Source organism: Lachnoclostridium sp. Marseille-P6806, assembly GCF_900625025.1.
In the GTDB taxonomy this organism is placed as follows: Bacteria; Bacillota; Clostridia; order Lachnospirales; family Lachnospiraceae; genus CAG-791.
The window spans coordinates 44693-67322 of sequence record NZ_LR130577.1; the positions used below are offsets into that span (position 1 = coordinate 44693).

At 57.1% G+C, this 22630-nt stretch carries 24 protein-coding genes; 8 read left to right on the forward strand and 16 right to left on the reverse strand.

What is annotated here, in order from left to right; all coding sequences use genetic code 11:
• The first annotated feature begins 338 nt into the window (after positions 1–338).
• Both E0E20_RS05770 and E0E20_RS05775 read left to right on the forward strand, forming a co-directional pair.
• Entirely contained in the window at positions 339–878 is a 540-nt protein-coding gene (locus tag E0E20_RS05770) for an RNA polymerase sigma factor (RefSeq protein ID WP_130837269.1), read from the forward strand.
• Positions 868–1809 carry a hypothetical protein gene (locus E0E20_RS05775; protein WP_130837270.1) on the forward strand — a complete coding sequence of 314 codons (942 nt, stop codon included), beginning with the start codon at positions 868–870 and terminating at the stop codon, positions 1807–1809. The genes E0E20_RS05770 and E0E20_RS05775 overlap by 11 nt, the downstream gene beginning before the upstream one ends.
• A gap of 123 nt (positions 1810–1932) precedes the next feature.
• On the opposite strand, the gene E0E20_RS05780 is transcribed toward E0E20_RS05775, so the two are convergent.
• From E0E20_RS05780 to E0E20_RS05800, 5 genes are all read right to left on the reverse strand, one after another.
• Positions 1933–2400, reverse strand: coding sequence for a hypothetical protein (locus E0E20_RS05780; RefSeq protein WP_130837271.1), 468 nt, complete (start codon positions 2398–2400; stop codon positions 1933–1935).
• A gap of 131 nt (positions 2401–2531) precedes the next feature.
• A complete protein-coding gene (locus E0E20_RS05785; protein WP_165444000.1) occupies positions 2532–2744 on the reverse strand; it encodes a FeoB-associated Cys-rich membrane protein in 213 nt (70 codons plus the stop codon).
• 42 nt (positions 2745–2786) lie between these two features.
• Entirely contained in the window at positions 2787–5072 is a 2286-nt protein-coding gene (gene feoB, locus E0E20_RS05790) for a ferrous iron transport protein B (RefSeq protein WP_130837273.1), read from the reverse strand.
• Positions 5072–5293, reverse strand: coding sequence for a FeoA family protein (locus E0E20_RS05795; protein ID WP_130837274.1), 222 nt, complete (start codon positions 5291–5293; stop codon positions 5072–5074). Before E0E20_RS05795 ends, feoB begins: the two co-directional genes overlap by 1 nt.
• 11 nt (positions 5294–5304) lie before the next feature.
• Positions 5305–5517: a FeoA family protein gene (locus E0E20_RS05800; RefSeq protein ID WP_130837275.1), complete on the reverse strand. Its 213-nt coding sequence runs from the start codon at positions 5515–5517 to the stop codon at positions 5305–5307.
• Between the two features lie 258 nt (positions 5518–5775).
• Here E0E20_RS05800 and E0E20_RS05805 point away from each other — a divergent pair, with 258 nt between their 5' ends.
• Positions 5776–6651 (forward strand): pyridoxamine kinase, encoded by an 876-nt coding sequence (locus E0E20_RS05805; protein WP_130837276.1) that lies wholly within the window; start codon positions 5776–5778, stop codon positions 6649–6651.
• A gap of 118 nt (positions 6652–6769) precedes the next feature.
• On the opposite strand, the gene E0E20_RS05810 is transcribed toward E0E20_RS05805, so the two are convergent.
• Complete coding sequence (locus E0E20_RS05810) at positions 6770–7813, reverse strand: DUF5692 family protein (RefSeq protein WP_130837277.1); 1044 nt, start codon at positions 7811–7813, stop codon at positions 6770–6772.
• A 227-nt stretch (positions 7814–8040) separates the two neighbouring features.
• Between E0E20_RS05810 and E0E20_RS05815 the strand changes: the two genes are divergently transcribed.
• Positions 8041–9186: a hypothetical protein gene (locus tag E0E20_RS05815; protein WP_130837278.1), complete on the forward strand. Its 1146-nt coding sequence runs from the start codon at positions 8041–8043 to the stop codon at positions 9184–9186.
• Between the two features lie 59 nt (positions 9187–9245).
• Here E0E20_RS05815 and E0E20_RS05820 read toward each other — a convergent pair whose 3' ends face one another.
• Positions 9246–10046 carry a mechanosensitive ion channel family protein gene (locus tag E0E20_RS05820; RefSeq protein ID WP_165444001.1) on the reverse strand — a complete coding sequence of 267 codons (801 nt, stop codon included), beginning with the start codon at positions 10044–10046 and terminating at the stop codon, positions 9246–9248.
• A 611-nt stretch (positions 10047–10657) separates the two neighbouring features.
• Between E0E20_RS05820 and E0E20_RS05825 the strand changes: the two genes are divergently transcribed.
• Complete coding sequence (locus tag E0E20_RS05825; protein WP_130837280.1) at positions 10658–10906, forward strand: hypothetical protein; 249 nt, start codon at positions 10658–10660, stop codon at positions 10904–10906.
• A gap of 49 nt (positions 10907–10955) precedes the next feature.
• On the opposite strand, the gene pta is transcribed toward E0E20_RS05825, so the two are convergent.
• Positions 10956–11939, reverse strand: coding sequence for a phosphate acetyltransferase (gene pta / locus E0E20_RS05830; RefSeq protein WP_130837281.1), 984 nt, complete (start codon positions 11937–11939; stop codon positions 10956–10958).
• Between the two features lie 278 nt (positions 11940–12217).
• On the reverse strand, positions 12218–12880 hold the full coding sequence (locus E0E20_RS05835; protein ID WP_130837282.1) for an ECF transporter S component: 663 nt from the start codon (positions 12878–12880) through the stop codon (positions 12218–12220).
• 438 nt (positions 12881–13318) lie between these two features.
• On the opposite strand from E0E20_RS05835, the gene E0E20_RS05840 reads away from it, so the two are divergent.
• The 3 genes from E0E20_RS05840 to zwf all read left to right on the forward strand — a co-directional run bounded on the left by E0E20_RS05840 (position 13319) and on the right by zwf (position 17246).
• Positions 13319–14323, forward strand: coding sequence for a lactonase family protein (locus E0E20_RS05840; protein WP_165444002.1), 1005 nt, complete (start codon positions 13319–13321; stop codon positions 14321–14323).
• A 40-nt stretch (positions 14324–14363) separates the two neighbouring features.
• Entirely contained in the window at positions 14364–15773 is a 1410-nt protein-coding gene (gene gndA / locus E0E20_RS05845; RefSeq protein ID WP_242622676.1) for an NADP-dependent phosphogluconate dehydrogenase, read from the forward strand.
• 90 nt (positions 15774–15863) lie between these two features.
• Positions 15864–17246, forward strand: a complete 1383-nt coding sequence (gene zwf / locus E0E20_RS05850) for a glucose-6-phosphate dehydrogenase (protein WP_130837284.1) — start codon at positions 15864–15866, stop codon at positions 17244–17246.
• Here zwf and E0E20_RS05855 read toward each other — a convergent pair.
• From E0E20_RS05855 to E0E20_RS05885, 7 genes are all read right to left on the reverse strand, one after another.
• Positions 17211–17870 (reverse strand): PAS domain-containing protein, encoded by a 660-nt coding sequence (locus E0E20_RS05855; RefSeq protein ID WP_130837285.1) that lies wholly within the window; start codon positions 17868–17870, stop codon positions 17211–17213. The genes zwf and E0E20_RS05855 overlap by 36 nt on opposite strands.
• A gap of 2 nt (positions 17871–17872) precedes the next feature.
• On the reverse strand, positions 17873–18607 hold the full coding sequence (locus E0E20_RS05860; RefSeq protein ID WP_130837286.1) for a PstA family ABC transporter permease: 735 nt from the start codon (positions 18605–18607) through the stop codon (positions 17873–17875).
• Positions 18608–18828: 221 nt separating this feature from the next.
• Positions 18829–19710 carry a phosphate ABC transporter permease subunit PstC gene (gene pstC / locus E0E20_RS05865; RefSeq protein ID WP_130837287.1) on the reverse strand — a complete coding sequence of 294 codons (882 nt, stop codon included), beginning with the start codon at positions 19708–19710 and terminating at the stop codon, positions 18829–18831.
• A gap of 52 nt (positions 19711–19762) precedes the next feature.
• A complete protein-coding gene (locus tag E0E20_RS05870; protein ID WP_130837288.1) occupies positions 19763–20317 on the reverse strand; it encodes a substrate-binding domain-containing protein in 555 nt (184 codons plus the stop codon).
• Between the two features lie 232 nt (positions 20318–20549).
• Positions 20550–21113, reverse strand: a complete 564-nt coding sequence (locus E0E20_RS05875; protein WP_165444003.1) for a hypothetical protein — start codon at positions 21111–21113, stop codon at positions 20550–20552.
• A gap of 528 nt (positions 21114–21641) precedes the next feature.
• Positions 21642–22049 carry a DUF523 domain-containing protein gene (locus tag E0E20_RS05880; protein ID WP_130837290.1) on the reverse strand — a complete coding sequence of 136 codons (408 nt, stop codon included), beginning with the start codon at positions 22047–22049 and terminating at the stop codon, positions 21642–21644.
• A gap of 230 nt (positions 22050–22279) precedes the next feature.
• Entirely contained in the window at positions 22280–22627 is a 348-nt protein-coding gene (locus E0E20_RS05885) for an MATE family efflux transporter (protein WP_242622677.1), read from the reverse strand.
• Between the last annotated feature and the right edge of the window lie 3 nt (positions 22628–22630).

Below are 22630 nucleotides of genomic sequence, written 5' to 3' on the forward strand. Positions count from 1 at the left end.
CGGAAAACGCAAGATATCCGCCCACAAGCGCAGGCGTCGCTCCAAAAAACCGACGTTAAATATAACGGAATCAGGGGATAGACCATTTCACTGGAAATATCGGCAAAGCGAGGCACGCGCCGCAAAATCCGCGCAGGCGGTTTTGCGGCTGCAATCAGGGGCTATTTGGGCTTCGGCACAAATAGCTGTGTAAAAATCAGCGCATCGGCGTGATTTTTCACACTACCATTTCCGAAGAGGGAAAAATGAACCGATCGTTCATCCGCGACAATATATAAGCGTAAGAGCAACATCCTTATCGTCGACGAGAGGGGAAAGGGAGAAAACGATAACCTGCGATGAATAATCATGAATTCGAGCAATTTGTCCATGATAACGGGAAAGATATTCTCCGATTTTGCAGAATGCTCTGCAATGACGGAGAAGCCGGAGACGAATTGTACCAAGACACGATGCTTAAGCTGTTGGTGAAGAGACAGCGGTTGGATTCCCAGCAGAATGTGAAGAACTACGCCTTATCCGTATCCACGCTGCTCTGGAAAAACAAAAAGAAAAAATATGCGAACAGAAACCGGCTGGTCCCTATAGACAGCATGGATCGCATGGAGCTCGAAGAAAATCTGTATATGGCAGACACATCAGCTGCATCACCGGAAAGCCGCATCCTGCGGGAGAATGAGAAAAGCGCTGTTCAGCAGACCGTTGCAAAATTATCAGAAAAGTACCGGATTCCTATTCTCCTGTATTATTCGGCAGATATGTCGATTCAGGAAATAGCGGATTTTTTACAGATCCCGGGCGGCACGGTAAAAAGCCGCATGAGCAAAGCAAAATGTTTGTTGAAAAAAGAATTGGAGGCATTAGGATATGACAGATGAAAAACTGGATCAAATCTTAAAGCAGGCGCTTGCTCCGGAAATTGAAGATTCCGAAATTCAAATCAGAGGAAAGGCAGGGAAGCATACCATGAGAATAAAAAAAGTAATTGCGGGCGGCGTCGCCGCATGCGCGGCACTGACCTTAGTCGCCGCCGGAGGATATTTCGGCAGCGCCGGAGGATATTTTGGCGGATTTTTAAAGCGGGAAGGAAATGAACCTGTCAGCGGGGCGAATGAGCAAAAGGTGAGCGTCGGCAACTTATTTGCCGTAACCGCATACGCGGCCGACTTGCCCGAGGGAATTTCTTCCGGAGACGTCGTGGGACTGAATACGGCTTCCGCGACGTATGGAAGTTCAAAGTATCTGGATAACCGCTTTGCCATTTCAGGACAGAATATCGAAAAGATAAAAATCACCACCGACAAATGCCGTCTGTATTCCGTCACATCCGTCTACGAGGGCGACGCAGATTATGAAGAAGCGCAAAGCGGCGAAATGAGCGGCAGCGACGAATATGTAAGAATCACGGACGCGGGCCCGGACTATGACGAGGAGACCGCGGCCGAACCGGCGCCGTATCACTATGAGCACCTTGTCGTCGCGGGAAATACGTATGAGGGCGCTTATCATGACGATATCATGTTCGGCATGTCCGTTCCGGAGGAGCTCTGGAGCACCAACGACGATATGCAGGCGGCGTTTCACGAAGACATCGATCAGGTAAATGGCGCGATTCTCACGATGGAAGTTACATTCTCGGACGGCAGTACGGAAACGCATCATTATCGCCTGAATACCGGAAAGATTTTCGTGCCCGCGGATCGCGACGGATACCTGCAGTGGGATAAGCTCACCCGGTTTATCACGGCTGAGGAGGAAAAAGCGGAGACCTGCTATGTCTACGGATATCTGATGGAAAAAATTGATTGATGAAAAACCGCAGCACGAGAAACGGCATGACCTCGGGCGTCATGCCATTCCCGGCAAAACAGTCAAATACCCCGCTGCATGCAGCGGGGTATAATCTGATCCGTCTTTTGGTTATGACTCCTTTTACTGCGCGAGCTCCTTTTCCCAGCCGGCGGTGAGCGAAGCGAGCTTTTCGTTGATCGCTTTCGCATCTCCCTCCGCGTAGAGAATCCGGCCTCCCTCCATCAGGAGCCGCCGCGATTTGGTATCAATCGTCTCCGACTTGGTGCTGTATTCCTTGGTAATCAGCTCCTCGCCGTCCATATTCGCCGCAGACGCGGTATAAAACGCCTCCGCCTCGGCAGGATCCGAGAAGCGCACATACTGAATCACATACCGCGACTCGGCCTCTGTCGCCATATAGGCATCGATCACACTTGTATAGCCGAGATCATCCGCATAATGCGCCTTGACATCCCCCACGGCAAGACCAGACTCACTGCAGATCTGTGAGAACTCCTGCCCCGTCGCAATAAACTTGGAAAGACTGCACCCGGTAAACAGCAGGAGCAGCAGAGCTCCCAGCAGAGTCACCTGTATTTTCCTGCGCATAGCCGCTCCTCCTCTCCTGTGAATTTCTTATGTACTAAATATAGTCTACATGATTTTCACTCTGAAAGGCGGAATTTCTGCGCTGCAAAATCACCAATCTTTTTTCATTTTCTTTGTATAGACTGACTTAGTCAATGCCCATCCGCCCCCTGTTTCGCGCGGAGCTCCGCCAGCTTTGCCGCTTCCTCCCTCGCGTGCGCGCAGTTTCCTCCGCAGCACCCAGAGGAGGAGCCGCAGCCGGCGCATCCGCCCCCGTTCAGTTCATTTCTGAAGCTGCGGATCACACTGCGCCCGCTGAAAAAAACGACCGCCGCAATAATAATCCAGACAATAATATTTCCCATACAAACCACCATTCCAAAACACTTTGTTTTTCCCGAAGACAATCAGCCGGCGCTCGCCTCCACCGATGTGAGGGAGCGTGTGCTCTCATCCGGCCGATAGCCCCTGCGGAGCAGCAGATAAATAATGCCGGCCGCCACGGCAAAAGCCACCACCGTCCAGAAGCCGAACGCGACCTCCCCGCCGATGAAGCCGCCGATCTGATAGACGATCAGAGCCACGACATACGCCCACAGGCACTGGAAGCCGACCGTTGCGAGCGTCCACTTTGCGTTGTTCATCTCCCGCTTGATCGCGCCGATCGCCGCAAAGCAGGGAGCGCACAGCAGGTTGAAGCACATGAAGGCAAAGGCCGAGAACACGGTATAATCGGCGGCGATGCGTCCCCAGATCTGATCGCCCTCCTCGCTGAGCTCCTCCTCGGAATCGTCATAGTTGTAGAGCACGCCGAACGTTCCGACAACCTCCTCCTTGGCCACAAGACCGGTCACTGTCGCCACCGTGGGCTTCCAGCTCCCGAAGCCGAGAGGTTTGAAAACCACGGATGCGGCATTGCCCACGCCCGCAAGAATCGACGCATCCATCGGGTTCACCTCATCGACGGAGATATCCATTCTGTCCGCGATCTGTTCGACCGCCGCCTCCGTAACGATCGTCTCATCGGCAAAGAGATTCTCCACCATTCCGAAGTGTCCGTTGACCGATCCGAAATTCGACAGGAACCAAATCAGGATCGAGGAAAGCACAATGACGGAGCCTGCACGCTTGATGAACGACCAGCCGCGCTCCCATGTCGCACGGAGCACGCCCACGCCGGACGGCACATGATATGCCGGAAGCTCCATGACGAACGGCGCCGGCTCACCGGCAAAAACCTTGAACTTTTTCAGAATAATGCCCGTGACAATGATGGAGCCGATGCCGATGAAGTAGGCGGAGGCCGCCACCATGGCGCTGCCGTGGAACAGTGCGCCCGCGATCAGTCCAATGATCGGAAGCTTTGCGCCGCAGGGCATGAACGTCGTGGTCATGACCGTCAGCTTGCGGTCCCGGTCATTCTCAATGGTGCGGGAAGCCATGACGCCGGGCACGCCGCAGCCGGTCGCCACCAGCATCGGAATGAACGATTTGCCCGACAGGCCGAACTGACGGAACACACGGTCCATGACAAAGGCGACACGGGACATGTAGCCGATGTCCTCCAGAATGGAGAGCAGGAGGAACAGTACGAGCATCTGCGGGACAAAGCCGAGCACCGCGCCCACGCCGGCGACAATGCCGTCCTGAATCAAGCCGTACAGGACGGAGCCCTCGGCGACGCCGACCGCGCCGAGGATTACGTCGAACCATGCCGGAACCCACTCGCCGAAGATCACATCATTTGTGAAATCCGTCGCAGCCGTACCGATCGAGACGCTCCAGCCGCCCATCGCGACGGCGTAGACAAGAAACATGACGACCGCAAAGATCGGCAGGCCAAGGATCCGGTTCGTGACAATCTTGTCAATCTTATCGGAGACCGTGAGCGAACCTTTCGGAGCGGACTTCCTCACCGCGCCCGCACAGGCTCCGGTGATATATTCATAGCGTGCGTTCGTGATGATGGATTCCGCGTCGTCGTCCTCCGCTTTCTCCACCGCCGAAATCAGCCTCTCGATCTCGCTCTTCTGCGCGGCGCTGAGACTGAGCGAAGCCACAACCTTTTCATCCCGCTCAAACAGCTTGACCGCATACCAGCGCTGAAGTCGTGCATCCACCAGCCCGCCGGTCAGCTTCTCAATGCCGGTGATCGCTTCTTCAATTTTACCGGTAAAGATCTGCGGGACGGCGGATACCTTTTTTGTTCTCGCCGCCTCGACCGCTTTCTTTGCCGCCGCAAGGCTGTTCTCATTTTTCAGCGCGGAAATCTCGATCACCTCGCAGCCGAGCTTCTTTCCCAGCTCGCCGATGTCGATCCGGTCGCCCGCCTTGCGGACGAGATCCATCATGTTGACCGCCATGACGACCGGGATGCCCAGCTCGATGAGCTGCGTGGTCAGATACAGATTTCTCTCGATATTGGTTCCGTCCACAATGTTGAGAATTGCGTCCGGCTTCTCCGTGACGAGATAGGTCCGGGAGACGACCTCCTCAAGCGTGTACGGGGAAAGAGAATAGATGCCGGGAAGATCCTGAATCACGACATCGGACTCGCCTTTCAGCCTGCCCTCTTTCTTTTCCACCGTGACGCCCGGCCAGTTTCCCACATACTGACTGGAGCCGGTCAGCGCGTTGAACAGCGTCGTCTTACCGCAGTTCGGATTCCCTGCAAGAGCAATTTTAATCGACATTATTCCACCTCCACCATCTGGGCGTCGCCTTTGCGTACAGACAGCTCATATCCGCGGATGTTGAGCTCCATCGGATCCCCGAGCGGCGCAACCTTGCGGACGTGAATCTCCACGCCCTTTGTGATCCCCATGTCCATGATCCTGCGCTTCACGGGTCCCTCCCCGTGGAGCTTCAGTACCCTGCAGTCCTCGCCGACCTTGACATCGCTCAATGTCTTCATCTCTTCCCTCCTCAGACCATGATTCTTTTTACCAGATCCTCATTCAGAGCAACCCGCACGTTTTTCACGTTCACAATCGCGCCGCCGTTATTGAGGTTTACAAGCGTGATTTCCTCACCGCCGATAAATCCCATTTCCGCCAGATGATGACGCACAAGGTCTCCGCCGCCTACCTTGAGGATGCGGTAGCTCTTTCCGGGCTCTGCAAGCTGTAATGGAAACATGTCATGTTCTCCTCTGATGAAGCATTCCGGTTAATCATAGTTAACTTACAGCAGTAGTATACAGTTATTTCCTCCTAACTTCCAGTAAAAATACGCATAAATTCATCACAATATTCCATCCTCTTTTTGGAATATTTATGACATTTCGCGTATATCGGGTATACTGTATTCTGTTACCAAACGATTTCCGCGCGTCTTTGCCTGCCGGGCGGCTTTATCGGATTTTTTTCATATTTATATAAAAGCGGAGCTGCTTTCATGAAACGAATCGCAACCATACAGGATATTTCCTGCGTCGGAAAATGCTCGCTCTCCGTCGCTCTTCCCATCATTTCCGCTCTCGGCGCGGAGGCTGCCGCCCTCCCCACGGCCGTGCTGTCGACGCACACGGCGTTCCCCGACTTCACCTTTCGGGATCTGACGCCGGACATTCCCGGCATTCTCCGGCACTGGAGGCAGGAAAAAATCCATTTTGACGCGGTATACAGCGGTTATCTAGCATCCCACGAGCAGATCCGCCTTGTGGAGGAGCTGTTTGACCTCGCCTCCCCCGGCGTGCTTCGCATCGTGGATCCCGTCATGGGAGATCACGGGCGTCTGTACACCGGCTTTGACCGCAGCTTTCCCGAGTCCATGCGAGAGCTGTGCGCCTCCGCCGATGTCATCCTGCCCAATCTGACGGAGGCCTGTCTGCTCGCCGGCATCTCTTACCGGGAAACGCTCTCCGGCGAAGAATCCGCGGCGCTCCTCCGCCGGCTTGCAGAGCTCGGTCCCCGCTATGCCGTTCTGACCGGAGCCGCAGACGAAGACCGGCGGCAGATCGGCGCGCTCTGCTTCGACCGGTCGGAGAACCGTTTCCATGCTCACTACACCCGGCTCCTGTCGCCGGCCTTTCACGGCACGGGGGATATTTTTGCCAGCACCATGGCCGGCGCGCTGGTGCGGGGGCTCCCGATCGACCGGGCCATGGCGCTGGCCGTCGACTTCACCGCCGAATGTATCCGCCTCACCCCCACGGATCCCGCGCTTCGCCGCTACGGCGTCCATTTTGAGGCGGCGCTCCCGTGGCTGATTCGCCGTATCGGACAGGAATGCGGCGGCCCGGATGATACAGACAGAACTGCTGAGACATGACAGAGGGAGCCGGGGCGTTCTGCCCCGGCTCCCTCTGTCATGTCTGCCGTCTTATGCTTTATGCTTCTGCTGTCTCAGCGTTTATCCCGTTTGCCCGCGGCCGGACCGATCCGCCGCGTTATGCCTCTCTTCTCGCCATCGCCTCTTCAAAATCTCTGGTACCTTTCCAGATCTCATTCCTGTACGGATTGATCCCGCGCGCCTTTGACCGTTTGATCAGAGCTGCCGCGCAAGCCACATTGACACCGATGGAGAGCACCGCGACAAAGCCCATCGCACCCGCATCCGCCGCAGCGGTCGGATGAGCCAGAGGATCCATCACGCCGTCCGTATACATCCGCGGCAGCACCGCAAAGATTCCCTGATCCTGAAAAAGCGGGAACACCTGCGCAAACATGCACCAGATCGCCAGCGTGTTGGCGCGGTTCTGAATCCAGCCGCCCTTGTTCCAGAACATCGCGGCAAAGGTCGGTGCAAGGAGCAGAGCAAGGCCGCAGTACCAGCTGTGCGTCGGAAGATTGAGATAGGTGTACTCAAAATTCCAGACATCATACGCCAGAATATAGACCCACGTCATGTCCGGCCACAGCATATCCTGCTGCTTTTTGGAGGAATAGATTCCCCACCAGCCGGTCATAAGGAAAATATTGATCAGTCCCGCAATGCCGTTCGCCCAGTTCCACCAGCCGCCGTAGAGCCACACGCCCTCGGAGGAGAGCCACCAGCGGCTGCCGGTCTCGGCCAGCGCGATGGAGCCGCGGATCGCATTCTCGAAATCCGATCCGACGGCAATCAGAATGTTAATCGCAACGATAATGAACGGGAACGGCTTGAACCACGCTTTTTTCCCGATCCAGACATTATATTTAAGGAACATGAAGCCGATGCAGCCAATGGTCGCCGCATAGAGCTTCGCATAGTGGAACCAGCTGTTCATGTGGATGTAGGTCTGATTGTTCAGCGCCCAGTCCGCTCCCGCCGCCGCTCCGGCGGCGATGGCGATAAAATAGACCGTAAGGGCGGCCGGAATGGCAAGAAATACCGTGTAGCCGCCCGCCTTGGTACGCCGCGCGATCTCGTTGACGACGATCAGCGCCGTGAAAACCAGAACCCATCCGAGCACCTGCCAGATGGATCCTTCCCCGTAAACCTGAAATAACATGTGAGAGCCTCCCCTGCATAATTTTAAGAAAACGCGATCCCGGCCGCCGCGGAAACGGCACGAAGCATAAGATCTCCTTATAATAATAACAAGGCCGCCTCTGCTTTTTGAGCATATTCATCCAAAAAAAAGGCATATACGAACATTTTTGCTTTCGGAAGCTATTTTCATCCTCAAAAGGACATGCTAAAATCGTTCCGAAAAATAACAGCTCATGAGGATATCGCATGCACGCCCCGGACTCTTCCGTCAGAAAAAGCACTGTCTTCACCGTCCCTGCCTATTATAAGGACTTCCTCTGCAAGGGAGGCCGCTGCCGTCACACCTGCTGCGACGGTCTGGCCATCGCCATCACGCAGGACGAATATTTCCGCCTCGTCGGTCTCGCCTGCACGGAGAGGCTCCGCCGGCAGCTCGATGTCTCCCTCATCCGCATTCCCTACGGCGACCCGGGACGCTTTGCCCTGCTCTCGCCGGATTTCACCGGACGCTGCCGCATGCTGGACGAAGACGGCCTCTGCCGACTGCACGCCGAATGCGGCGGCGATATGCTGGCCGGCGTATGCCGGTATTTCCCGCGGCGTCCACGGCGGCAGGGAAGCGGGGCGGAGCCCGAAGCGGAGCACAGATCGGAAAGCGGTCCGGAATGCGCCTGCGCAAACGCCTGTGAGCACACGCTGGAGCTTCTCTGGGACAACCCGGACGCCATGCGCCTTGTGACGCAGGAGCTCTCCTTTGATCTCCCCAGGGCGCCCGCCTCCGGAGAGATACCGCCGGCGCTCTGCCGACGCATGACCGTCGTCATGGCGGACAGCTCTCGCCCCTTTGCCGACCGTCTGCAGGAGCTCGGCTGTCCCGGGCCGGATTACAGCGACGCCCATCTGCAGCGCATCCGGCGAATCATCGCGTGGGCGGAGGAAAGCTGCGCCTCCGTCTCCGTTTTCTGCCGCCGGGCGCTTACTCTGCCCGATATTTGCTTTGCCCGGCATTTTGAGCAGCTCGCAAAGCTCCGCTATCGCTTCCCCGATTTTGACGGCTTTCTGTCCCGGGCGCTTGCAAACGACATATTTTTCCTGAATTACCCCTCCCCGGACGAAGGCGGCGATATTTCCTTCGCCGGAAGAGCGCTGCGCGACGAGATCGACACGCTCCTCTATCTGACCGCCGCAAACGAGGAGCTGCTCCTTTCAAAGGAGGATGTGATCGATCTCTTTGCCGCATTTTTCCGCATGGTCGATCTCACGAACTTTCAGCACAACATCCTCGCGGCGGGCGGCCCTGCCGATCCGGACGGAGGCCCCGGCTTCCTGCGCCGCGGCAGTGACCAAAGCGGCAATGACGGAGGCAGCGGAGGCGCTCCCGCCGCTGTGTGACGACCGCTGTGCCGGGCCGAAATCCCGAGCCCGTACGACGCGCCGTTCCCCGCACCGCATCACGTTCCCGCAGACACCAGATGCGTCTCCGGCTGCCGGACGCCTGAGCGGCTCAGCGCCTCCGTCACTCTCTTTGTCGTATCGTAATATACCTCCCAGTAATCCTCTGTTCTGACCCAGACCTTTACCGTAAAAGAATAGAAATTTTCTCCCGCCTTATCGAGATGAATTTCCGGGGCCGGCTCCCGAAGAATCTTTTCCACTTCAAAGACCGCCTCCCGGCACAGCCTCTCCACCTCCGAGACATCCTCCCCTCGCGAGGTGACAAAGCTCATATCGACCCGCCGGGTCGCTTCTCTGGAAAAATTGACGACATTCGCATTCATCAGCGCTCCGTTGGGAATCATAACCCTCTTGTTGTCCGGGGTATTCAGCGTGGTGTAAAAAATCGTAATCTCGCGGACCGAGCCGTCCGCTCCGGAGGCCGAAATATAGTCCCCCACACTGAACGGACGGAAGATCATGAGCATCAGTCCTCCGGCAAGATTTCCGAGAGACCCCTGCAGGGACATCCCCACCGCAATGCCGGCAGAGGCCAGCACCGCCACAATCGACGCCATCGGAACGCCGAGCACCGCAATGATCGACAGCAGCAGAAGCACATAGAGAAGCGTCCGGAGAAGATTCCCCACAAAGCTCCGGACCGTGGGCTCCACCCAGCGGACACTCCCCAGCTTATCAAACAGCTTCATCAGATGCTCGATCACGAAGCGCCCGATAAAGTAAATCAGCAGCGCCATCACCAGCTTTTTGACAATCTCCGTTCCGGAGACTGTCAGCTCATTGATCAGTCGTTCCATCGTTTCCTCCTTATGTACGGCACGGGCAGCGGCTCCCTGTCTCTGCTCCAGCCACAGACATACTGACACTTTACAGGCCCTCCTGTCAAACCGCCGCGGCATTCTCCGCGCAGCGGCCCGCAAGACTTCCCGCTTGCATACAAAAATCCCGCCCACCCGGCGTATGCTCCGGATGAACGGGACTTTTGCTTCATCAACTTTACATCAACTTATTACATAGGAGAAGGGGTTTATATCAAATTGACTGTGCGGGTCAATATTGATACCGATACCGGCTCCGACAGACACCGATGAGACTTCTGTTGCCTACCATGCGGGGAGTGCTCAGTTCTCCGGGCCAGCCTCACCTGATTCATTTCATCAGGTACTTTTCTTTGTCTCATTGAGTTTGTCCTGCCTAACTTAGTTGAAGTTTACCATGGGCGTCGGGGTCTGTCAACAGGAAAATACATCAAAAGCAGAAAAAGGTTAGTCGTATATAACTCAAAGTCCCGCCTGCGGCTCTTCCTCCGTCCGCGAGAGCGCCTATTCCTTGCGCTGGATCAGCGTCCGCATCTGTGTTATAGTAGCGCTGACATATTCCGGAAGCGCACAGTATGATCAGATAAAAAATGAAAGCAGAATATTTCCTTACCCGCAAGGGCGAAAAAATAGGCGCGATCTACGATACGCGCCAAAGAGTTTCTCTTCCGCAGCTTGAGCAGGACGCCTTGGCCGGTCGTCTGGAGAACGTCACAGCCTCCCGCTCGACGGACGGCGTCCGTCTCGTCGGGAACGGCGTTCCCTCCATAGAGGACCGGGAGCCGGAGCCCAGCACCACCGGAGACATCAATTTCTACCGTCTCTGGCGCGAGTTCTGAGCCCCGGCTCCGTCTGTTCGCACGGCGGAACTGCTTATGCGGGCGCCGCTCAGGCCAGCGACGCCGTGATGATCGCCATGGAGTAAACCTCCAGCGCATTGCAGCCCCGCGACAGATCGTTGATCGGCGCGTTGAGGCCGAGCAGGATCGGGCCGTAGGCCTCAAAATTTCCCATACGCTGCGCGATTTTATAACCAAGATTTCCCGCATTGACATCCGGGAAAATAAAGGTGTTCGCGTGTCCCGCCACATTGGAGTCCGGCGTCTTCTGCCGCGCCACGCGGGGAGAAACCGCCGCGTCAAACTGCAGCTCACCGTCAATCGGAACATCCGGATACCGGCCCTGCGCTTTTTTCGTCGCGTTCTGCATCTTGGTCACCGACGGATCATGCGCGGAGCCCTTGGTCGAAAACGAGAGGAACGCCACTTTCGGGTCAATGCCGAACGCCCGCGCGCACTGCACGGTCTCCCCGCAGATCTCAACCAGCTCATCCTCCGTCGGATTGATGTTGATGGCACAGTCGCTCATCGCGATAACCTCATTGTCGCCCGTCGCCGAGGGACGCACCAGAATGAAGCAGGACGAAACCACGCTGTTGCCCGGCTTTGTCTTGATGACCTGCAGCGCAGGACGGACCGTATCCGCCGTCGAGTAGGTCGCGCCGCCCAGCAGACAGTCCGCCAGTCCCATCTTGACGAGCATCGTTCCGAAATAATTCGCCTGACGGAGAATCGGGCGCGCTTTCTCCTCCGTCATGCCCTTGTTCTTCCGAACCTCACAGAATACCTCAACCATCTCGTCAAATTTATCATAATCCTCCGGATTGATGATCTCCGCCCCCCGGATGTTGTAGCCGGCCTCTTCCGCCGCTCCGGCGATTTCCTCCGGATTGCCCAGCAGAATGGGCTTGAGGAAATTGCTGGCCAGAAGCCGCGATGCAGCCTCCAGAATGCGGGCATCCTTTCCCTCCGTCAGGACGATGGTCTTCGGATCCGCTTTCAGCTTTTCAATCATAGTGCCGAACCCGTACATATTCCGATACCTCCGATAAAAAAGAAAGATGGATCCGCAGCCCGCCGGCGGGTCTGTTTACCGGCGGTTTTCGCGGCGGAGCTCCCGCACGGGCCCCTTTGCCGCCGCTTCGGATCTGAGATTGTATACAAAACCCCTTTTGATTGCAGTGTATCATGTTCTCTGCATATTTTCTTCCTTTATTTGAATTGTATATCATAAAAAACAAAACCACCCTGCCGCAGCCGCAGCAGGGTGGTTTTGCCCCTTATTATCGTTAAACTTTTGTCATTTTCGGCTCAGAGACGAAAAAACAGACCGGCTCTGCGGAGTGGCACACGAAGCGCCCAGTAGAGAAGAATGACGACCACCAGAGATGCCGCCGCGTTGACAAGCGTGACCGCAAAATTGATGGCAAACGACACCTCCGCCATCGGCTTTCCGAGAATCAGGATCTTGTAAAAATAGCGGAGCGTCGGATCAAAGACTACATTATAGAGGAGTCCCGCCGCACTGGCGATGATCACCCAGCGCATCACCTTTCCCTTATCGCTCTCCCGCGTGATATGGCCCAGACGGTGTGCGATCACCCCCACGATAAGGCCCAGCAGGAGCTTGATGATAAATGTGATCGGCGCCTCCGCGATATAGGCCGGGTCGACGAGATCCGCAATCGTAAGCCCCAGCGCTCCCGCGATTCCTCCGTAATATCCGCCCAGAAACAGGGCTCCCAGAACCACAAAGACATTGCCGAGCTGCACCGACACCTGTCCGCCGCCCGGCGTGGGGATCCGGATAGATAAAAAGGTGAATACTATAAAGGTCAGGGCCGCAAAGACACCGGCAAACACGGCTTTGCGGAGACGATCCTGACCGCGCCCCGCCTCCTCTACACGCGCAGAGCCTGTTCCCGCGGCTTCTCCTGCATTCTTCCTGACATTTTCTTCTCTTTCCGTACTCATTTGGCACCTCCTTGGATGCCACTCAGTATAGTGCCGAAGTGGATATACTTAAAGTTCCAATTTATGTATTTTTGAACAGTCCAGTTTTTCCAATCTCCGATCTCCGGATCAGAAACGCCATGCCGCTCCGCAGAGCTCTTTCATTGACGCTGTTTTCCCGTCATGCTAAGATTTCCGTGGTAAAATGACAGCAATCCTCCATGCCGAAGCACTTTTGTGCGAGGCACGCGCCACAATCGCCCAGCGCCAGCGCGCAGGGCTCCGAGCCGCTTTGCGGCTCGTGCCGTCCCTTGACCTGACAGCATTTTTCGTTTGCTGAAAGGTCCGCGCAGGCGATTTTGGGGCTGCGATCAGGGCTATTTGGGCTTCGGCACAAATAGCTGTGTAAAAATCAGCGCATCAGCGTGATTTTTCACACTATTCTCCATGGTGACGTTCATGAATTATACAGGCTATGCCGGAACCTACACCGGCTCCGGCAGTCAGGGCATTTACCGCTTTCAGTGCCGGGACGGGATCCTCTCCGAAGCCGCCCTGTTCGCCCGGGCTGAAAATCCGAAATATCTGTGCTTTTTTGACGGTATGATCGCGGCCGCCGTCGATTTTTCTGCCGAGCTTGCAGCCAAGTCCCTTCCGTCCACGGTTCCGAAAATCCATCCGGACGACAACGCCGGCATCGCCCTGTTCCGGCCGAACGGGGAGCGTGTGCAGGCTCTCGCCTATGAGAGAGGAAGCTCCTGCTATCTCTGCGCGGGCGGTGATTTCCTGTATTCCGCGAATTACCACACCGGAGTGCTGAGCGCGATCCGGGCGGATGCCTCCAAAGACGACCCGGTGCTCACACTGGCGGCGCAGCTTTTGATCGCCGATCATGCCGGTGCGCATCAGGCACTCCCTTTCGGCGAATGGCTGCTCGTCCCCTGCCTGTTTCTGGATCGGATCGTGCTCGTGGACCGAATCCGCTTCCGGATCACCGGCAACATCGGCTTTGAGCCCGGAGCCGGCCCCCGACATGGCGTTTTTTCGGAGGACCTGCGCTTTCTCTATGTGATCGGGGAGCTCAGCGGCGCGCTCTACGCCGTCGATATGCAGAGCTTTTCCGTCGTGAACCGCCTCCCGCTTCTTCCGGACGGAGAGCTCCCCGCGGAGGGGAGCGCCGCCATCCGCCGGGCGGGGAATCTCTTATATGTCTCCACCCGGGGACAGGATCTTCTCTCGGTCGTCCGGGCCGAGGGCAGCGAAATGCGGCTTTTGCAGACCTGCTCCTCCGGCGGCAGACATCCGCGGGATTTTGTCCTCACAGAGGACGGACGGCTCATCGCCGCGAACCGCTTCAGTCATTCGCTCGTGTCGATGGAACGGGCGGAAAACGGCCTGCTCGGCAGGAGCGTTTCCTCCGCGGCGGTGCCCGAGGCCGTCTCGATTATTTTACGGGAGCAATGAAAACAGAAGCTATAAAACCATATGATGCAGGCTCTGCGGCATGTACGCAGACAGAAAGGAAATCATGAGTCAGATCGGCGTCATCGGCCTGGGCGTGATGGGAAGCAGCATCGCCCGCAACATGCTGAGCCACGGCTTTTCCGTGAGCGGCTACAACCGCTCCTTTTCAAAGACACAGGCCCTCATCGGCCGGAACATTCCCGGCTTCTCGGGCTATGAGACCCTCGCGGAATTTGCGGCCTCTCTTGAGAGTCCAAAAAAGGTCTTCCTGATGGTGCCCGCGGGCAGCGCGGTGGATCAGACCATCGACGAGCTCATCCCTCTCCTTGCCCCGGGGGACATCATCATGGACGGCGGAAACTCTTTCTTCCGCGATACCAACCGCCGGAGCGAGCGCCTGCGCGCGCTCGGACTCCGCTACTTCGGCGTCGGCGTCTCTGGCGGCGAAGAGGGCGCTCTGAAAGGCCCCAGCATCATGCCCTCCGGCGATCGGGAGAGCTACCCTCTCATCGCGGAAATTCTGGAAACCATCAGTGCGAAGAAGGACGGGGAGCCCTGCTGCGCGTATATCGGTCCGGAGGGAAGCGGGCATTACGTCAAGATGGTGCACAACGCCATCGAATACGCCGATATGCAGCTTCTGGCCGAGGTCTATCTCGTTCTGAAATACGTGAACAGGCTGAAAAATGCAGAGATTGCGGATATCCTCGAGGACTGGAACAAGGGCGAGGTTTCAAGCTATCTCGTGGAGATCACCGCGCACATTCTGCGGGAGAAAGACCCTGACACCGGAAATGATCTGATCGATATGATCCGGGATGTTGCAGGCAACAAGGGGACGGGACGCTGGACCAGCATCGAGGCGCTGGAGCAGGAATGCAATGCCTCTCTCCTCACCGCAGCCTATCAGGCCCGCATCACCTCGGGCAGCACGCTCCTGCGCACGGCGCTCCGCGGCATCGTAAAAGAAAATGCGGCCGCGCCGGTTCCGATGCAGACGGTTCATGCGGCCTATGCCCTCGCCAAGTCCATCGCCTATTCGCAGGGCTTCGCCCTCTACTCCGACGCCTCCCGGCGCTATCAGTGGGATCTGAATCTCGCGGAGATCGCCTCAATCTTCCGGGCGGGCTGCATCATCCGGGCGCGCCTCCTCTCGGATATCATGGAGGCCTGCCGCGGCGGCGCGGAGCATCTGCTGCTCGCCCCCGGCTTCCGCGCACAGGCGGAGAACAACAGCGGAAGCCTCCGGGAGCTCCTCATCGCGGGGCTCCATGCAGGGCTTGCCCTCCCGGTCTTCTCAAGCGCCGCCGCCTACCTGAATCAGCTCTCCGCCGAGTGCCTCGGCGCCAACATCATTCAGGGGCAGCGCGACTTCTTCGGCGCGCACACCTACGAGCGGATCGACCGCGAGGGCGCCGAGCATCATCTGTGGAGCGCGGCGGAGCATTGATAAGACAGCAGCCCTCCTCTCCGGGAGGGGCCGGACGAGCGCCGGACCGGGCTGGCTTTGCCGCCCGGTCCGGCATGATATGAGGGAAGCATGAACAGAACAACTGTCATTATTTTCGGCGGGACCGGTGATCTCACGTACCGGAAGCTGATTCCCGCCCTGTACAACCTGAGCCAGAGAGAGCTTCTCGGCGACGATTTTTTCATTATTGCCATCGGACGGCGGGATTATGATACCGCCGCCTACATAAGCGTCATTGATTCATGGCTGAAGCAGTTCGCCCGCCTCCGCTTCGACGGAGAAAAGCTCGCCGCTTTTTACCGCCATATCCGCTATTACCGGATGGATTTCACCCGTCAGGAGGAGTACGAGGGGCTGAATGCGTTCTGCGCCGGGCCGGAAAGCGGGGCCACGCTGGTTTATTATGCCGTGGCGCCCCAGTTCTTCAACGCCATCACCTACGGCGTCAGCGCCTGTCCGAATATCCGCAGCCCCCGGATCATTCTGGAGAAGCCGTTCGGAGCGGATCTGGAAATGGCGAAGCTCCTCAGCTACGCGCTGGAATCCCGCTTCGGGGCGGAAAATATCTACCGCATCGATCATTATCTTGGAAAAGAGATGATCCGCAACATCCTCGCGATCCGCGAGAACAATCCGATTATCGAGAACGCATGGTCGCGGGAAAGCATTGAATGCGTCCACATCTCCGCGCTGGAAACCGTCGGCGTGGAGACAAGAGGCGATTATTACGACAGGGCCGGCGCCCTGAAAGACATGGTGCAGAATCATCTCCTGCAGCTCCTCAGCATCACAGCGCTGGAGCATACCGGGGGGAATCTTGCCGATGAACAGCTCGCCGTGCTACGAAGCCTCCGTCCTGCTGCCGGATCGGACATCCGGGGCAGCATGGTGCTCGGGCAGTACGAGGGCTACCGGGAGGAGCCGAAAGTCGCTCCCGATTCCGACACGGAAACCTACGCCTGCCTCCGGCTCTTCATCGACAACGAACGATGGCAGGGCATCCCGTTTTTCATCCGCACCGGAAAAAAATGCGGAAACCGCGAGGTGGAGGTCGCCATTACATTCCGGCGGGTGAATCCGGCGGCCGACCCCAATGTCCTCATCATTAAAATACAGCCCACCGAGGGCGTGTATCTTGAATTCAACATCAAAACGCCCGGCGAAGAGACCGGCATCAGCAAGGCCAAAATGGAATTCTGCCAGAACTGCAATGACATCTTCCGGCAGAACACGCCCGAGGCCTACGAGCGGATGCTCTACGCCTGCATCACCGGTGATTCGTCATGGTTCAGCAAATGGGATATGATCGAATTCAGCTGGAAATACATTGAGGATCTGAAAGCGCTCTATGACGACGCGGGCCTGACCGTCTATCCCTACGCGCAGGGAAGTGCCGGCCCCGCGGAGGCGGACCGGCTAGCAGAAAACGACGATCAGCGCTGGAGAGAGTAGACCGGCGGACTCAGCTCCGATGCGGATCGCCGCCGCGCCCTTTATCTCTTCTCCCTGCCGGCAAAGCGACAACAGAGTCTTACCGGCAGGCTCCTCCCGGATATCGAGCATTTCACGGGCCGCCGCATTCATGCGGACAAGCTTCCCGTTCTCATCCAGCAGAAGCAGCCCCTCTTCCATATACTCCAGTATGGTGTCCAGCTCCTCCTGCTTCTGATCCAGAAAGCGCTCCTGCCGGGTCAGCTCCTCCTGCTGACTGCTGATTCTCCGCAGAAGAGGCGCGAGCTCGTCGAAGCCCGCATTGTTGAGCGGCTGCTCCAGATCGAGAAAGTTGAGCGGCCGGATAATCCGTTCCGACAGCCGCACCGAAAAAAATGCCGATATCCCGCCCACCAGAGCCGTCATCACCAAAAGCGGCTGCAGGATCCCCAGCAACAGCATCCATATGGAACGCTGGGAAACCGAGAGCCGCAGCACGCTTTCGTCCTCCATGCGCACCGCCGCGTAAAGAAGACGCTCCATGAGCGTCTCGGAATAGCGCCGGCTCTCCCCGTAGCCTGTCCGCAGCGCCTGCTGCGTTCCGTACCAGAGATCCAGCTTGCTCGTCCGAATGGCAGTTTCCATATTTACCTCTGTTTCCTCAGCCTTGCGGCCATGTAATCCGCAAGGAAATTGATCAGCAGCGTCAGCAGAAGAAGAATGACCGCGATGGCAAAGGCGACCTCCGTCTCTCCGCGTTCCCCCGCGTACACGTACAGCGCCACCGTCAGGGTCGCCGATGATGACGTGAGCGCATTCCAGAAGCTGTTCAGGGCAAGGTCGAAGCCCGCCGTGAACAGCAGCGCCGCCGATTCCCCGACCATGCGTCCCGCCGCAAGAATGCAGCCCGTGACAATGCCGTCCACCGCGCCGGGCAGAACGACGGTGCGTATCATGTGCCACTTCCCCGCACCCATGGCCAGCGTTCCCTCCCGATGCTGTATGAAAATCAGCATGCCCACAAGGCCGAAGATAATGGAGGGAATCCCGGTCAGCGTCTCCGCCGCAAATTCGATGAGCTCCACGATTTTTCTGTTTTTTGCATATTCCGTCAGATAGACCGCCGCGCCCACGCTGACCGGCAGAGCGATCAGCATGGCCGTCACAATGATATAGAGCGTGTTCAGAAGATTCGGCAGTATGCCGATGCGGCTCTCCAGATAGCTGCTCTCCGTACTCAGAAGCTCCCACGTCAGATACGGGAGGCCGCGCCACAGAATATAGCCGATCAGAAACACCAGCAGTAATACCGTAACGGCGGCGCACAGGTGCAGTACCGTCGTCGCCGCGTTCCACAATCTGCGTCTCAGGCCTTTTTTCATGACAGCGTAGTCTCCATGCCGAAGCGCTTTTTGCGAGGCGCGCACCGCAATCGCCCAGCGCCAGCGCGCAGGGCTCAGAGCCGCTTTGCGGCTCGTGCCGTCCCTCTACCTGACAGCATTCTTCGTTTGCTGAAAGGTCCGCACAAGCGATTTTGCGGCTGCGATCAGAGGCAATTTGGGCTTCGACACAAATTGCTGTGTGCAAAATCAGCGCATCAGCATCAGCGTGATTTTGTATCCCCTTTCCTCATGATGGCATTGGGCACCGCGTTCAGCAGCATGATGAACAGAAACAGCACCAGACCGATCGAAAACAGCGCGTTTCTCTGCAGGGAGCCGACGGCGGCATAGGACATTTCCGAGGCGATCGCCGTCGTCATGAAGCGGACGGATTTGAGCAACTCCGGCATATTCGCCACATTTCCGGATACCATGATGATCGCCATCGCTTCTCCGACGGCACGTCCGACGCCCAGTACGATGGAGGCGGCGATTCCGCTGCGTGCCGCGGGAACCGATATTTTCAGATAGATTTCATACGGCGTCGCGCCGAGGGCCATGGAACCCTCCTCGTATTCTTTCGGCACAGCCTCCAGCGCCGAGACGGACACGCTGACGATGGACGGCAGAATCATGACCGCCAGAACCACGATCGCCGCCAGCAGCGTCGCGCCCGACGCCAGATGAAAGGCGCTCTGGATAAACGGAACAAGAACAATCATTCCCACCAGCCCGTACACCACCGACGGGATTCCCGAAAGAAGCCGGACCGCCGTTTTCATCATGCGGGCCGTTCCCGCGGAAGCCGCTTTGGAGAGGTACAATGCGGTCAGCAGCCCGACCGGCGCCCCGATCAGCACCGCTCCCGCCGTCCCGTACATACTCGTCAGGATAAACGGGAGAATGCCGAATGACGGCTCGGCCGCTGTGGAGCGCCATACGGTACCGGACAGAAACGGCACCAGACCGATCGTCCGGATGGCCGGAATCCCCGAGATAATCAGATACACGGAGATGCAGAGTACAAAGACAACCACTGCCAGACCGCAGAGCAGGAACACCATGTGCGGAATCGCTTCCGACATTTTCTCATTCTTTCTCATTGTGCGGGGACCACTCCGGCTTTTTCAATCAGCTCATGCACCTCTTCCGAAATCATGTAGTCGAAGAACGCCTGCGCCGCGTCGCCAAGCTCAGCTCAGACCACGATGTGATGCTGCCCGTATAGACGTCCGCGATCTGCTCGACGCTGAGATCCTCCAGCGGATTCGCCTCATTGACGATGATGGCAATTCCGTCCTTTGCAATCGTCGTCTGCGCAAGACCCTTGCTCTTTTCTTCCTCTTTCAGATCTCTCGATGCAAGACCGATATCGCAGGTGCCGTTCCCCGCCGCCTCGATGCCCGTTCCCGAGCCAGTGGCGTCGTAGGTGATGGTCACACCGCTGTTCTCCATCATGAACTGCTCCGACAGAAGACCGATCACCTTTTCCATCGAGGTGGAACCGTTGACTGCAATATTCCCGGAAAGCTCAGCCGGCATTTCCGCCGCGCTCTCCTGCGAAGCCGCCTCATTCGAAGCGCTCTCCTGCGGGGCGGCCGTCTCGGGCTGCGTTCCGCCGCAGCCTGCGAGCAGCATTGCCGAAGAAACCAGTGTCACCGCCGCAGCCGTCATTCCTTTTCCCATCTTCCCTGTCATAAACTTTCTCATATTTTCCTCCGTTTTCAAACACATCCGACGGTTTCCTTATTAACAGCTATGATCATAACGGTCAAAGATCAATTCTGTTATCATATTCCTGTAAGAACTTTGTAAAATCACATCCCCCGCAGCTTACCGCCGGGCATCTGACCCGCGACGGCCTGAACGCAAAAACCCCTGCGGCCGCCGATATTGCAGCGGCCGCAGGGGAAATTTCCTGTATCATGCGGAGCGTTCCGTTTTATTCCCCGGCGCCCCACCCCGGTTTCTGCCGGATATGCAGCAGTTCCTGCGCATCCTCCAGCAGAATATGAAATGTGGAATTCTGCTCGCGGTTGATATCTCCCGCAGTCACGTCCATCGCTCTGTCATAGCGATCCAGATCCAGACATATATTCTCGACCATATCCTCTGCAGCCGCCTCATACGGTACCGACTGACGGACCAGAATATATTCAAAGCGGTTTGCATTCCCGCCGCTCACGGCAAGCTGGGCGACTGATTTCACCGGCTTTCCGGGGCGCAGCTCCTCAAAGCTGATGTGCTGCACCTGACCGCTCCCCGGCGCTCTCTGCACCTCCGTGATAAAGGCCTTGTGCTCTTTCCCCTCCACCAGCAACTTCACCAGTCCGCCTACCGTAGCCTCCCGGAGGAGCTTGTCGCATTCCGTATCCCGCAGCTGCAAGGAAAGGTTATCCGTATCAACCGTGCTGCGCTGATCGAGAATGACCGGGATCCAGCCCTCTCTCCGCAGTCTCCGGTTCTTTGTGTTTTCTCCTCTTACTCCCGCTTCTATCGTCGTCATGATGTCTGCCTCCATCCATCTGCCATGTTCCGGTTTTCTGTTCCATTCCCTGCGCAATCCATAAATCTATACTCCCGGCAACGCAATCACCTCCTCTGTGCCGCTGACGCAGCCGTCTCCTCTGTAAATCTCCATATCGGAGCGTTCCCGGCGAGGCGCGCCGCAAAATCCGCGCAGATCGGATTTCCCCGGCTTCTTCCCGGATATAAAAAGGGAAAGACTCCTAACGCCTGCCGCAGACACGGCAGGACACCAAAAGCCCTTCCCTCATGAGACGGTTCTTTTCTTCTCTGTCAGATTCCGGAGCAGCCGATCGGATCTATCACGCGATAACCTCCGATCTCTTCTGATCCGGAAATTTTCTGTATTTATTATAGCGCAGGCCGAAAATAATGCAAATTTTGTCTGCACATCTCAAAACTGCACGCCATTTTTACAAGAACTTCCACTCTGTTTTCACGCCGTTCTCGCCCCATGCAATTCCCGATCCGTTCAGGCATCGTTCCACGCAATTTCGTTCCGCCTCCGCTATGCCTCGATTACCCGGAAGCCGTTGCGAAGCAGGAGCTCCGCCGTCACGCCCGGCCCCTCGGTCAGCGTTCCGGTAAAGCTCCCGTCATACCGCTGCTTCACGCCGCAGCTCGGACTTCTCGGCTGCAGTATGATGAGATCGGGCTGTTCCCTCCGGGCAAGCTCCAGACACTGCTGCGCGCCGGAGCGAAATTCCCGGTTTACATCACGGCCATCCCTCGTGGTCACTCTGCCCGCCACGATTTCTGCGGGGACGCGCGGCGTCGGCAGACCTCCCATCACCTCCGGACAGACGGAGATAACTTCATGCCCCGCAACAAAACGAAGAACGCTCTCGTTCCGGTTATTTCCGCCGTTGTATTTGCAGTTTTCTCCCAGAAGACAGGCACTGACCATGATTTTCATCGGCGATTAATCCTCCATGCCGAAGCGTTTTTTAGCGCGGCACGCGCCGCAAAATTCGCGCAGGCGGTTTTGCGGCTGCGATCAGGGGCTATTTGGGCTTCAGCACAAATAGCGTGTGCAAAATCTCTGCGCCAGCGCGCAGAGATGCGAGCCGCTTCGCGTCTCATGCCGTCCCACTACGTAACAGCTCTTTTCGCTTACGGAGCAAATCATCGCATCAGCGTGATTTTTCACACTACTCTCTCGGTGTGTCCCGCGCCGAAGCTCTGCGAGGTATAGGCGGCGCCCACGACAGACAATCCGATGGCAATCGAAAAGAAGAAAAAACTGATGGCATTCGTCGAGCCAACCGCCGCGAGTGCATCCGGTCCGAAAAATCTGCCGACAATGATCGAGTCCGACAGATTGTAGAGTTGCTGAAAAACATTGTGCCGATCCCCATCGGAAGAAGAAAGCGGAGCAGCAGGCCTGTCGGTTTTCCCTCCGTCATATCCAGTGCACCGTTTCTCATTCCACTGTCCCTTTGCCCGAACACGCTTTCTTCCCGTTTCTGATTTTTCTGTTATTCCGCAGAGCATTCT